Annotated in this window: 14 protein-coding genes; 2 read left to right on the top strand and 12 right to left on the bottom strand. The window is 35.5% G+C overall.

The annotated features are described in order from the left end of the window. Window positions 1-163: 163 nt before the first annotated feature. From FFS26_RS22025 to queG, 4 genes are all read right to left on the bottom strand, one after another. Entirely contained in the window at window positions 164-616 is a 453-nt protein-coding gene (locus FFS26_RS22025) for an SRPBCC family protein (protein WP_137906165.1), read from the bottom strand. A gap of 46 nt (window positions 617-662) precedes the next feature. Then, window positions 663-1,307, bottom strand: a complete 645-nt coding sequence (locus FFS26_RS22030) for a murein L,D-transpeptidase catalytic domain-containing protein (protein ID WP_137906166.1) — start codon at window positions 1,305-1,307, stop codon at window positions 663-665. A 3-nt stretch (window positions 1,308-1,310) separates the two neighbouring features. Beyond that, on the bottom strand, window positions 1,311-1,994 hold the full coding sequence (locus FFS26_RS22035) for a TIGR02117 family protein (RefSeq protein ID WP_110009168.1): 684 nt from the start codon (window positions 1,992-1,994) through the stop codon (window positions 1,311-1,313). Window positions 1,995-2,354: 360 nt separating this feature from the next. Continuing rightward, window positions 2,355-3,293, bottom strand: coding sequence for a tRNA epoxyqueuosine(34) reductase QueG (gene queG / locus FFS26_RS22040; protein WP_110009167.1), 939 nt, complete (start codon window positions 3,291-3,293; stop codon window positions 2,355-2,357). 164 nt (window positions 3,294-3,457) lie between these two features. Here queG and FFS26_RS22045 point away from each other — a divergent pair, with 164 nt between their 5' ends. Next, the gene (locus FFS26_RS22045) at window positions 3,458-3,757 is read left to right on the top strand and encodes a rhodanese-like domain-containing protein (RefSeq protein ID WP_047377132.1); all 300 of its coding nucleotides are present in this window, start codon (window positions 3,458-3,460) and stop codon (window positions 3,755-3,757) included. A 27-nt stretch (window positions 3,758-3,784) separates the two neighbouring features. Then, a complete protein-coding gene (locus FFS26_RS22050; RefSeq protein WP_137906167.1) occupies window positions 3,785-4,405 on the top strand; it encodes a hypothetical protein in 621 nt (206 codons plus the stop codon). Window positions 4,406-4,474: 69 nt separating this feature from the next. On the opposite strand, the gene FFS26_RS22055 is transcribed toward FFS26_RS22050, so the two are convergent. From FFS26_RS22055 to FFS26_RS22685, 8 genes are all read right to left on the bottom strand, one after another. Beyond that, the gene (locus FFS26_RS22055; RefSeq protein WP_137906168.1) at window positions 4,475-5,245 is read right to left on the bottom strand and encodes an alpha/beta fold hydrolase; all 771 of its coding nucleotides are present in this window, start codon (window positions 5,243-5,245) and stop codon (window positions 4,475-4,477) included. Window positions 5,246-5,259: 14 nt separating this feature from the next. Beyond that, entirely contained in the window at window positions 5,260-6,204 is a 945-nt protein-coding gene (locus FFS26_RS22060; RefSeq protein WP_110009319.1) for an NAD(P)H-dependent flavin oxidoreductase, read from the bottom strand. A gap of 167 nt (window positions 6,205-6,371) precedes the next feature. Next, window positions 6,372-7,739 carry a peptidylprolyl isomerase gene (locus tag FFS26_RS22065; RefSeq protein WP_137906169.1) on the bottom strand — a complete coding sequence of 456 codons (1,368 nt, stop codon included), beginning with the start codon at window positions 7,737-7,739 and terminating at the stop codon, window positions 6,372-6,374. Window positions 7,740-7,825: 86 nt separating this feature from the next. Then, entirely contained in the window at window positions 7,826-8,749 is a 924-nt protein-coding gene (locus tag FFS26_RS22070; RefSeq protein ID WP_110009163.1) for a PfkB family carbohydrate kinase, read from the bottom strand. A 27-nt stretch (window positions 8,750-8,776) separates the two neighbouring features. Then, window positions 8,777-9,334, bottom strand: coding sequence for a gliding motility lipoprotein GldD (gene gldD / locus FFS26_RS22075; RefSeq protein WP_110009162.1), 558 nt, complete (start codon window positions 9,332-9,334; stop codon window positions 8,777-8,779). 44 nt (window positions 9,335-9,378) lie between these two features. Continuing rightward, complete coding sequence (gene mutY, locus FFS26_RS22080; RefSeq protein ID WP_137906170.1) at window positions 9,379-10,413, bottom strand: A/G-specific adenine glycosylase; 1,035 nt, start codon at window positions 10,411-10,413, stop codon at window positions 9,379-9,381. Window positions 10,414-10,661: 248 nt separating this feature from the next. Then, entirely contained in the window at window positions 10,662-11,813 is a 1,152-nt protein-coding gene (locus FFS26_RS22085) for a hypothetical protein (RefSeq protein WP_137906171.1), read from the bottom strand. Window positions 11,814-11,834: 21 nt separating this feature from the next. Continuing rightward, on the bottom strand, window positions 11,835-12,156 hold a 322-nt coding region (locus tag FFS26_RS22685; protein ID WP_171006374.1), incomplete at its 5' end, for a hypothetical protein.

The following is a 12,156-nucleotide window of genomic DNA, read 5'->3' on the forward strand; positions in this document are numbered from 1 at the left end:
AAAGTAGGGTAAAAATCAAAGACGTTCACCCTACGCAAGCTAACTCAAGGTCGCTTTTATAAATATAAATGTATAAAAAATATTTGGAAGTTAACACAGAATCTAAAGCCAATGGAATTTTTATCTATTTTTTAACGGGCTAAAGCCCGTTACTATTGAATACTTAGAACAGTTTACTCAATACTCTGAAACGATAATCAAAGATGTGTTCCAGTTTCTTTTTCACGAAAAGACCGTGGGCAATTTCACCTAAAAATCCCATGGGAAGTTCATAATCTATGGTGTCTTTCATCAGAACACCTTCGGCATTGGGAATAAATTCATGATGATGGTTCCAGAGTTTGTACGGACCTTTTTTCTGAAAATCAATAAAGCTTTTCCGGAAATCAACGTGGGTGATCTCGGTCTGCCACTTCATTTTGATACCGAATAACGGAGAAACGTAATAATCGATGAGCATTCCTTCGTAGATTTCATCGTTTTCCATTTCCGTCAATACAATGAAGCCCATATCTTTCGGTGTAATTTCTGAAAGATTGTTTGCGGAGGAAAAGAATTTCCAGGCTGTTTCTATATCACAATTGAGCTGTTGTTCGCGGAAAAGGGTATGTTTCATAAGGTGGAATCAGTTAACACGATTGTTATGAAACAAAGGTAAAGATTTAATTATAGATCCACATCAGTACAGGTTTTCCCGATTTCTGAATCATGGGATCAATTTCCTTCATCGCGTTGTTGGAAACAGTCGGACAGCCCCAGCCTTCAGGAGATCCGTCAGGAAACACTTCATTATCGCTCATCATATCCCATGAATGAAAAACAATAAATCTTTTTAAAGCATTACTGTTGGTTTCTTCGAGACCGTGCATCAGGTATTTGATATTGATTCCCCAGTCGCTGTAGCCTCTACCTTCCAGTTTATACTTTCCTAAAGATGAAAGGTGGCTTCCGTCTTCATTACTGAATCCCGGATTGGCTTTAGAATCATCTTTACTCCATGAATTGGAACCGCAGCCATGTCCTACCAGATATTGTTTCGAAATCTTATTATTTTTAAAATCCCAGATAAAAAAACGGTTAACACCGGAATGAAGGCTCATATCAATAAGAATGCAGAAGTCTTTGCTGAGATTCTTTGAATTACAGAATTCCAATGCTTCTTCCGCTTTACTTTTTATTTTGGAAAGATCGGCTTCAGGCTTCTTTTCTGCCGCCAGAGGTCTATTGGTTATTATTGTATTGCTGTTCCTTTCCTGGGAACATGAACCCACCAAAAAGATAATGAACAACAGATAAATCCTCTTCATGTATTATTTATAGTGTTGAAAAATTCCAAAATCTGAGGGGGTCCAAAGTGCGGCTTTTTGTCCTGCAGCTTTTAAAGCGTTATTGCTCCAGGTATTGCAGGTATAAAGAAAGCTGTACGTTCCTTTTGCATCATAAAAGGCATCATTATCACCGTATACGGCATCTGTTGGAATCAACATGAAGTTTCCGTTCTGGTCTCTGTCAAATTTATCTTCTACAAATTTTACCAGATTCTGGTATTGATTTCTGCTGATCATGATCATTTTACAGTCGTCGCCTTCTTTCATCGTATTATAATAGGTACAGTGCATTGCGGAATCACTTAGCCAGAATGCAGCTTTTATGGCTGTTGAAAATTTCAGATCTGCCCAGGTAGGAGTATCAAGATAAAACCCTTTGTCTCCCCATCCTATTCCTATATACTGATAATCTGTTTTTTTTGATTTTGTATTGGCAAAAGGAATTTTCCGGCTCCAGTCCTGAAGGTCATTTTTTACAGGCATTACGATATCGGTATGCACTCCATTGGTGTAAATATAGATTGGGATTTCTTTCTTCTGTCCGTCATCTTTTGCAGAAACGGGAATATAGGGAATCAGCAGCCCAAGGATTACGTAAATAATCACAATTCCTAAAATAATTCCTAGCACTTTCAGGATATACATTAATATCGTTTTCACAGTCATGTTTTTTAACAAAATTTAATCTTTAATTTTTAGTAAAAGTATTTGTTTTAATCGAAAAAATGGCTATATTTAGTTACGAAATATTCATAAATATGCGTAAAAATACTAAATCCCAAAAAAGATTTAAAATAAGAGTAAAAACTGCTCCTAAAAGAATACAAAAAAGACGTTGATTTTCGGTGAGATTCTGATCTCCTGAAAATCAATTTTTCTTTATAGGAAAGGCTTTTTAAGAAACTTATTGATATAAATCTTCACCTCCTTAAAGCGAAAAATTTAAGGAATGGTCAATTATCAGCTCTGGTTTGGAACTTCAAAAAATTCCAAAAGAGGAATTGTCACCGAAAGTTCAGAGAAAAATCAGTCGGAAGTCTTCTGTAAAAACTCAATATTTCTCTTGAGACCAGCAAACTTGGTTCGTTTTACGGGAGATTTTCTGAAGATTTCCGAGAAAATTTCCTGGGTAAGTTCTTTCCACTCTCCTTTCTTAAAGTTTTTCAAGGCTTCATTGGGCTGGAAACGGCTCTGTTTATTGGGCGCAGAGAATCTGTTCCAGGGGCAGACATCCTGACAGATATCGCAGCCAAACATCCAGTCTTCCATTTTATCCTTAAAATAATCCGGAATTTCATTTTTGAGTTCTATGGTTGCATAAGAAATGCATCGGCTTCCATCTATAATCTTTTCAGAAACAATGGCATCTGTGGGACACGCATCGATACATTTTCTGCAGCTTCCGCAATGATCTGTAGTGGCATGGTCAGGGATCAGCTCCAGATCGCAGATGATTTCGGCCAGAAAATAAAAAGAACCGCTTTGTTTGGTAATAAGGTTGGCATTTTTCCCTACCCAGCCTATTCCTGACTTTTTCGCCCAGGCTCTTTCCAGAACCGGCGCAGAATCTACAAAGACACGAAATCCAAATTCCCCTATTTCTTCCTGCAGCTCTGCAACCATTTCACGGAGTATTTCTTTGATTACTTCATGATAGTCTTCTGCATAAGCATATTTTGAGATTTTAAAGTTCTCCAGCGTAGAAATTTTTTCTTCAGGAAAGTAATTGTAAGAAAGTGAAATTACAGATTTTGAACCTTCTACCAAAAGTCTCGGATCAAGTCTTTTGTCGAAATGATTTTCCATATACTTCATTTCGCCGTTATAATTATTCTTCAGCCATTTTTCAAGATGGGGAGCTTCTTCCTCCAGAAAATCAGCTTTGGAAATGCCACAACTCTGGAATCCAAAACTTTTTGCCCTGGATTTTATGAGTTGGGAATATTTTTCAGCGTCTGCATTCATTAATTTCACACTGCAAAATTAAGATTATTTTATCAATCTTCAGATTTCTGCCAAAGTACATCCCACTGATGGTTCTTTTCTGAAAAAATTATGTTTTAATTAGGATTTTTTTCAAAAAAAAAATACGTAATTTCGTTTCTAATTTAATGTTTAAACCAACAACTATGTCTTTAATAGAAGTAATACAATCAGGAAACTATGAATTAATCGACGTTCGTGAGCCAATGGAGCTTGAAATGGACGGTAATATAGATGGTGCCAAGAATATTCCTTTAGGTGAAGTAGAAGACAGACAGGATGAAATCCTATCTATTGAAAAGCCTGTTATCTTATTCTGCAGAAGTGGAAACAGAAGCGGAAAAGCATTGGATTATCTTAACGCTCAAGGATTAAAGGACGGTTACAACGGCGGAGGCTGGGCCGAGCTGAAGGCTGTTCTGGAAGCAAATCAGGGAACTTTTTAAAAGTTCCTTTTTTTATATCTTATTTCTATGAATCTGAAAAATTATTTTGAAACGCTTTGTTCTTCATTCACCGAAAACAAACAGCTGATCGACAGCCTGTGGAACGAACTTGAAACCAGATATTCTGAAAAAGGCAGACACTACCACAATCTTCTTCATCTTGAAAATATGTTCAGTGAACTTGAAGCTGTGAAAAGCGATATTTCAGATTTTACAGCCATTTCTTTCTCCGTGTTTTACCATGACGTTATCTACGATGCTTCTTCTAAGTCTAATGAGGAGAAAAGTGCGGCCAAAGCAGAAAAAAGGCTTGGAGAACTTCATTTGAACAAAGACAGAATTTCACTCATTTCTGCGCAGATTCTGGCAACAAAATCACATCAACGTTGTGATGATGAAGACACCAATTATCTGCTGGATGCTGATCTTTCTGTATTGGGAAAGGATTTAGAAACCTATCTGGAATACACTCAGAATATAAGAAAAGAGTATTCCATTTACCCTGATTTTCTGTATAAACCGGGACGAAAAAAAGTGCTCAAACATTTCCTTGAACTTAAAAGTATCTTTAAAACAGAATATTTTAAGGAAAAATATGAAGCCCGGGCAAAGGAAAATATTGCGGCTGAACTTCAGTTATTGAAATAAAAATAGATCAATCTGTTTATTTAACAAAACAAAGACACCCGTTAACAGGTGCCTTGTTGATATTGTATATTAGAAATATTTGCTGATAAATCCGGCCGCTTTCTCCAATACAAGCTCAGGTACTTCTTTATGCGGTGTATGGCCTATATCGGGAATGATATATTTTTCCGAACTTCCACTGACCTGAGTAACTGTTTTTTCTACCTGATCCAGTGTCCCGTATTCATCAGCCTCTCCCTGAATAAATAACAACGGCGCTGTAATATCTTTCAGGAAATACTCTATATTCCAGGTTCTGTAATAATCCCGTGTCCAGGTTTCTGTCCAGGCTCTGAAAAGCATTTCTACTTTATCACCATGATATTTCTGTAAACGTTCCGGAAGATTGGTCGTTTTGTAAGCTTCCCATGCGTCGTAAACTCCTTTTAAAGTTGTTTCTTCTACAAAAATATGACCAGCTTCACAAATAACGGCTTTTATTCTTTCGGGATATTTTGCAGCGGTGATCAAAGCAATTGTTCCCCCATCACTGTGCCCAAAGAGAATCGCGTTATCAATATCCATTTCAATCAGTACATCATTCAACAAATCTGCTTCCAGTTCCATATAATGTACCGGCCGCTCATGAGTAAGCATAGGAAATGATTTACCATAGCCTAAACGGTCATAAGCAAGGGTATTGCACTGTGCTGCTTCAGACAGTTTTGCCGGAAAATCTCTCCAAAGCTGCACAGATCCTAATGAATCATGCAGAAAAACAATCGTAGGCCTGTCCCGAAGCTGATTATTGTGTTCGATATATAATTTTTGTCCCTTTACATCTATTATCCTTCCTTCCATCGAATAAAATCATATTAAAAAACCGGCATTTTCGTTTCTTCAAATTCTTTTAAAAGATGGCTGAAAACAGTTTCCACCGGAAGAATTTCATCAATTAAAGCAGAAACCTGGCCTATTTCAAGTTCTCCCTCTTCCATATCTCCTTCAAACATTCCTTTTTTTGCTCTGGCTCTTCCTAAAGAGGCAATTAAAGCGTCTTTATTTCTTCCGTTCACATAAATATCTTCCAGCTCATTGAAGAATTTATTTTTAACCATTCTTACAGGCGCCAGCTCTTTCAAAGTAAGATGAGTATCTCCTTCCTGCAGTTCCGTGATTTTCTTTTTCCAGTTTTCATGGGCACTAGCTTCGTGGGTAGCAGCAAAACGGGAACCGATTTGTACACCATCTGCACCGAGAATCATTGCAGCCTTAATTTGTGAACCTAAAGCAATTCCTCCGGCAGCGATTAACGGTTTAGAAATATGTTTCTTTACATTCGGAATAAGACAGAATGTGGTAGTTTCATCTCTTCCGTTGTGGCCTCCTGCTTCGAAACCTTCTGCAACAATGGCATCTACTCCGGCATCTTCACATTTTACAGCGAATTTGGTGGAAGAAACGACGTGAGCTACTTTTATTCCTTCTTTCTGAAGGGTTTCCGTATAGGTTTTCGGGTTACCGGCTGATGTAAATACAATTTTCACTCCTTCTTCAAGAATGATCTGAATGATTTCCTCAATATTAGGATATAACATCGGTACATTTACTCCGAATGGCTTATCCGTTGCCAGTTTACATTTCCGGATATTTTCTCTCAGGATATCAGGATACATACTTCCTGCTCCGATTATTCCCAATCCTCCACAGTTGGAAACGGCAGAAGCAAGTCTCCATCCTGAATGCCAGATCATACCAGCCTGGATAATGGGATATTTAATAGTAAAAAGGTGTGAAATTCTATTGTGTGTGGCCTCCATGTCATGAAGTTTTTTTGCAGCGTTAAAATCTATAAAATTGCTCATGCGTAAAAATACTAAAAACAATGGTTTTCCGGGAAATATCTGTCAATATTTTCCATCGTGGATTTTCGCCTTTACAAAGTTCGATGATAAAAAAACCTTCAGAAATTCTGAAGGTTTTGATTTTATTTTGTTAAGGATTGTTTCTTCCAGTTAGACTTAAAGTTACAGCTGTCGTAACGTCCGTCAATTGAAATAAAGGTTGTCGGCAACTTGGAGTTGACAAACTTTTCAACCATTTCACTTTTCTTTTTATTCAGTGCCATCTGCTTGATTCTGCTGAAATCTGTTTCCAGCGTAATCTGATGAGAAGGAATCACATCTTCCACTTTGATGATCTTGATTTGTTTTCTTTTGTTCTCTTCATCTTCAAAAGCAGTAGTGATATCACCTTTGTTTAAACCTGCCAATTCGTAGCTGATTGTTCCAGGGATACTTTCTCTTTCAATTTTATCAGAACCATCAGCTCCAGGAATGATCCCTGCGTTGAACTTTGTTCTTTTATCATCTGAGAATTTAAAAGCGGCATCTTTGAATGTCATTTTACCATCGATAATAAGACCTCTGATACTGTCTAATTTTGCTTTTGCAGTTTTGATCTCATCATCAGTAGGAACAGCTTTCAACAAGATGTGTCTTGCATCATATACTTTACCGGATCTTTTCACCAACTGAATAATGTGGAATCCGAATTCAGATTCAACAGGATCTGAGATTTCATTTTCCTGGAGGTTCAATGCAGCAGCTTCGAATGGCTTCACCATCTGCCCTTTATTGATATTTTTATATAATCCTCCGTTGGCTGCTGACCCTTCATCTTCAGAATAAATTCTTGCCTGGCTTTCGAAAGTTTCCCCTCCGATAATATCCTGCTTGATTTTTTTCAGTCTGTTGATAAGGTCTTGTTTGTGAGCTTCTGTAAGTGACGGGTAGATCATAATCTGAGCTAAAGTAACTTCATCCTTTACCTGTGGCAGCTGTGTTTTATACATATTGTAGAAATCAGTTACCTCATTTGGAGTTACGTCTGCTTTATCAGTAACTCTCTGGTATTTCGCCTGTCCGTAATACTGGTCTGTATCTATTTTTTCAATAGCATTTTTCAGTTCATAAGAGTTTCTGAACTTATAGGCTGCAAGCATTGTTTTTTCATCCGGAAACTGAGAAAGCATCTGACGGTATTTTGCATTAGCTTGTTCTTTGATGGCTGCAGAACGGTTTTCAATTAACGTATCTTTTTTGGCTTCGTATACGAGAAGTTTATTGCTGATAAGGTTTTCCAGGAATTCACATTTGTCTGTGTTGGCAGCTCCCTGTTGTTTACCATAATTCATCTGCTCGATTACATCAGATTCCAATACAATCTCATCCCCGATAACAGCTGCAATACCATCCACCAGATCTCCTTGTTTTAGCTGGGCATTCATCATATTTGAAGAGAATATCATGATGAAAATCCCAAGAAGAAAAGTGATTTTTAGTTTATTTGTCATTTTACTATTTTAACAAGTTGCAAATTTAGAATTCTTAACGAATTTCACTCAATTTTTTATTATAAATATTTCTTAAAAAGACTTATTTATTGCAGTTCAACATCAAATGTTGTCAATTCTTTGAATTGTCTCAATCTGCTGAACATATCAGCTTCATTTACTTCCTCTATCCTTTCTGTTCCGAATTTCTCTACGGTGAATGAAGCCATTGCAGATCCTACGATAAGAGCAGACTTCATCGTTTCGAAATCAATTTTTCCTTTCTTAGCAAGATATGCCGCGAAACCTCCTGCGAAAGTATCTCCTGCTCCTGTAGGATCGAAAACATCTTCTAACGGAAGTGCCGGGATAGCAAATACTTTATTATCATGGAAAAGTAGAGCTCCATGCTCTCCTTTTTTGATAATTACATATTCAGGACCCATAGTGTGGATCTTTTTAGCTGCTTTCACTAAAGAATATTCTCCTGAAAGCTGTCTTGCCTCTTCATCATTGATGGTAATAACATCTGTTTTAGCAATCATATCCATTAAGATATCCCATGCAGAATCCATCCAGAAGTTCATAGTATCAAGGATAACCAGCTTAGGACGGTTGTTCATTTTTTCAAGTACAGATAACTGAACTCCAGGGTGTAGGTTTCCAAGTAGTAAAATTTCGGCATCCTGCATTGAATCCGGGATTTTCGGATCAAAGTTCTCCAACACGTTTACTTCTGTAGCCAAAGTATCTCTTGTATTCAGATCGTTGTGGTATTTTCCGGACCAGAAGAATGTTTTTCCTTCTTTCACGATTTCAATTCCTTCAATGTTTACATCTCTGTTTGTGAACATATCCAGATGTTCCTGTGGAAAGTCTCCTCCTACTACAGAAACAATTCCGGATTTAACGCCTAAAATTGATGAAGTGATCCCGATATAAGTGGCTGCACCTCCTAAAATTTTGTCCGTTTTACCAAATGGTGTTTCAATTGCATCAAATGCAACACTTCCTACAACTAAAAGTTTCATATATTTTTCAATGTATATTAAAAGTAATTATTTTTTCCATTCAAAAGTGTCCAGCAGATGTTTCATATCATTTTTGATATAATTTACTGCAGGCGCAAGGGAGTCCGGTTTCGGTCTCGTATTAAAGTATAAGTAAGCAGTTACGAAGTGTTTCGTACTGTCTGTAATGTAAAACTGAAGATTGGAAGCGCTCTGCCCTTTCAGTTCATAGAAGTTCCCGTATACTTTCTTTTCAGGGTATTCGAAGGATTTTGTATCTATAGAACTGGCTTTGATGGTATGCTCATACACCATTTTTTCAGCTTCCTTGATATGGTCAGCAAAGTCGTTTTGTATCGGATAATAAGTAACGAAAAGCTTAGCTTTCATTTTCGGATAGTTCAGATAAAACCAGCAAGGTTTTTTGGCTGGCGTTATGGAAGCAAAATCCGAATACTCAAAGGTATAGGCGCAATCGTTTTCAAACTTCTGGTATTTCGGTGCGGGATATTCAAGACGCAGTTCTCCATAAGGTTTTGGTGAAGGGTCTTTTCCACATGAAATTAAAAGCAGCGATACAAAAATAAAAATGACTTTTTTAATCATTTTGCAAAAGTACAAATTAGATTTCAGATTTCGGAAGACAAATTTCAGTCTTTCAGTGCGTTTTGAATGTAAATTTCCAAAGGCTTCGGAAAGGATTTTTCATGAGAGCCTTCAAGGTCTGTAATCAGGTATTGATTTTCAGCGATAAAATCATTCCATTGTTTTTCTGAAGTAACTTCGACATTCCAAATTTCAATGCTTAAATTCTTATGAGTCAGTTTATGGGTAACTGTTTTTGAACCTGTAATGAAGGGTTCCATATCGGCAGAAATAGCTGTTGGAAATTCAAATAATTTCTTCCATATGAAGTCATCTGCTCTCTGACGGATCAGAAACTGTCCGTTTCTGTAAACAAAATAATAGGTCAAAGCAAGATCTTCTGCTTTTACTTTTTTCGTTTTTACAGGATAATCTGAAATTTTTTGCATGGAAAATGCCAGACAATCTTCATTTACAGGGCATTCTCCGCACAATGGATTTTTGGGTTTACAGATTTCCGAGCCGATATCCATCATAGCCTGATTAAAGTCTCCTACATTTTCCGGCATTATCAGGGCGGCCAGTTCAGAAAAATAGGTAAACGCTCTTGAATTTGAAATATCAAAATCATCGGCAAAAAGACGGCTCAGAACACGATAGAAATTTCCGTCAACGGCAGGCATTCTTCCACCGAAGCAGATACTTGAAACAGCTGCTGCAGTATATTTCCCTACTCCTTTCAGTTTTAAAATTTCTTCGTATTCATGAGGAAAGACACCCTGATAATCGTTCATGATCTGCTGGGCAGCTTTATGAATATTGATGGCTCTTGAATAATAACCCAGCCCCTTCCAATAAAGTAAAACTTCGTTTTCTTCAGCTTCTGCCAATGTTTTTACATCGGGAAATCGTTTAATGAAATTATTATAATGATTCAATCCCTGATTGATTCTGGTCTGCTGAAATACAATTTCACAGATCCAGATTTTGTACGGATCTTTTGTCTGTCTGAAAGGCAGATCTCTTGCATTATTTCTGTACCACTCCAAAAGCCTGTTTCCTATATGAAGGAATTCTGAACCTGTTTTATTTTTTTCCAAAAACCAATCTTATTTTAAATCATTGAAGAGATGATTTTCTCTTCATCCAGAACATTGTTTCTATACTGCAAAGATAGGTTTATTTTATTTTTCCTGTTTTTGATGTTGAAGGAGTTTTTTTGAATCTGTTATTGTATAATTTTTTTACTCTTATCTATTCCTACTATTTGCGTATGAAAAAAAGATAAATAATTAAAAAGTTCTCATCAGGATATATAGTTTATGAACTAGTTGATATTTATTAGGATTTATTGATAATCATCATCTTGGGGTGAAGTTGTACTCTCGTTTTCTAGGCCACCGCTTTCAATATATTTTTTTAAATATGGATAACCAAAATAGTTATGTTTTTTTAAAATATCTAGTACTTCAGGGTGATTCATTGTGCTTTTATTTTGAAGGTAGAACAATGTAGTAGCTTGCGAGTTCCAAGAATCTGTATTTAAACCTTTATAGTTATTGAATGCAGGGATTTCTATATTGGATATATTTGCTACAATTTCAGCCTTTTCATCAGGTGAAAATAGAGATTTTATACTGTCATTATAAAGTATACCAATCACATAATTTGATAATGCAGAGACATATTTATCATTATTTTTAGTTGTGTTTTTTTCTATATACTTAAGTAAGTTTTTTCTAATACTTAGCTTTCCTTCACAATTTTTTACAAATAAAATATTTCCTATTTTTTGAGAGGATTCTGGCGTTTCTTTGGAATATTCTTGAAATAGATCATTTAGAATTACTTCATTTATTTTATCCTCTTTATCAAAGCCAAAATTTACAAGTAATATTTTTAAAAAATCCTTGTCATTAGCTAATAACCAAGCCAAGTCTCCTTTACTGTTGCTAAATAAATATTTGTTTCTAGCAATAATAGTTTGATTTAAATTTACTTTCAAATTATTGTTTTTTAACTCCACAATATCATTTAAAAGAGGCAGATCTGTTAAAATTTTAAGATTGGGATAAACATATATATGATCATAAGTGTAATCAAATTCTGTTTGTTTAATATTTTGTTCCTGTGACGAATTGACAAAATAAGTAGTGAAATTTTGATGCTGCTTTACTGAGGTACATGAACAATCTTCCTGTGTTTCAAAAATATCCTTAATTTGCTTTGAAAAAAAGCTGTTTTCAGGTACTTTATAACCATTTTCTTTCAATCCTTGTAAGGTTAACTCTCCACCTAATTCTAAATCTTTATCTATTAGCTTATACTGATTTGATGTATTTGTGTCATTTTCAGAAAGCTCAATTTTTTCTTGAAGCCTCATATGTTTTTTTATAAAATCTATATCATTATTTATATTTTCAACTGTTGTATTTTTCTCTTTATTTTGACAGCAAATAAGACTTGTTGCTGAAAAGAAAATGATTACAAATTTTTTCATTTTTTATTATTGCTAAATTATTTATTCTGATAGGATTTTATCCAAATCAAGCTGTTTGAGCAATATTTTTTCAGAGATCTCTTTTTGCATCCATTCTTCCTCACCTGTTTTCGCACTTGTTCCTAAAGTTGCGATGAATAATTTTTCAATAAATAAATCATTATTCTTGAAAAAAACGGGCATAACAATTTTTCGAGACGTATTTTGATACTGATCTGTGTAACCTAAAATTAAATTGAAGATTTGTTTGTTTTTTGTATTAGTATCTATTTCTATAAAATCACAGTCAATGTTTTTTGTAAAAAATACTTTATTATCAGTTTGCGCTTTTAAAGTATAATCA

The organism is Chryseobacterium sp. 2VB (assembly GCF_005503635.1).
GTDB lineage: Bacteria > Bacteroidota > Bacteroidia > Flavobacteriales > Weeksellaceae > Chryseobacterium > Chryseobacterium cupriresistens.

What these genes read in the sequence shown, in the direction of transcription:
- FFS26_RS22025 (WP_137906165.1), bottom strand. Translation starts at nt 616, where the DNA reads ATGAAACATACCCTTTTCCGCGAACAACAGCTCAATTGTGATATAGAA.
- FFS26_RS22030 (WP_137906166.1), bottom strand. Translation starts at nt 1,307, where the DNA reads ATGAAGAGGATTTATCTGTTGTTCATTATCTTTTTGGTGGGTTCATGT.
- FFS26_RS22035 (WP_110009168.1), bottom strand. Translation starts at nt 1,994, where the DNA reads ATGACTGTGAAAACGATATTAATGTATATCCTGAAAGTGCTAGGAATT.
- queG (WP_110009167.1), bottom strand. Translation starts at nt 3,293, where the DNA reads ATGAATGCAGACGCTGAAAAATATTCCCAACTCATAAAATCCAGGGCA.
- FFS26_RS22045 (WP_047377132.1), top strand. Translation starts at nt 3,458, where the DNA reads ATGTCTTTAATAGAAGTAATACAATCAGGAAACTATGAATTAATCGAC.
- FFS26_RS22050 (WP_137906167.1), top strand. Translation starts at nt 3,785, where the DNA reads ATGAATCTGAAAAATTATTTTGAAACGCTTTGTTCTTCATTCACCGAA.
- FFS26_RS22055 (WP_137906168.1), bottom strand. Translation starts at nt 5,245, where the DNA reads ATGGAAGGAAGGATAATAGATGTAAAGGGACAAAAATTATATATCGAA.
- FFS26_RS22060 (WP_110009319.1), bottom strand. Translation starts at nt 6,204, where the DNA reads ATGGAGGCCACACACAATAGAATTTCACACCTTTTTACTATTAAATAT.
- FFS26_RS22065 (WP_137906169.1), bottom strand. Translation starts at nt 7,739, where the DNA reads ATGACAAATAAACTAAAAATCACTTTTCTTCTTGGGATTTTCATCATG.
- FFS26_RS22070 (WP_110009163.1), bottom strand. Translation starts at nt 8,749, where the DNA reads ATGAAACTTTTAGTTGTAGGAAGTGTTGCATTTGATGCAATTGAAACA.
- gldD (WP_110009162.1), bottom strand. Translation starts at nt 9,334, where the DNA reads ATGATTAAAAAAGTCATTTTTATTTTTGTATCGCTGCTTTTAATTTCA.
- FFS26_RS22085 (WP_137906171.1), bottom strand. Translation starts at nt 11,813, where the DNA reads ATGAAAAAATTTGTAATCATTTTCTTTTCAGCAACAAGTCTTATTTGC.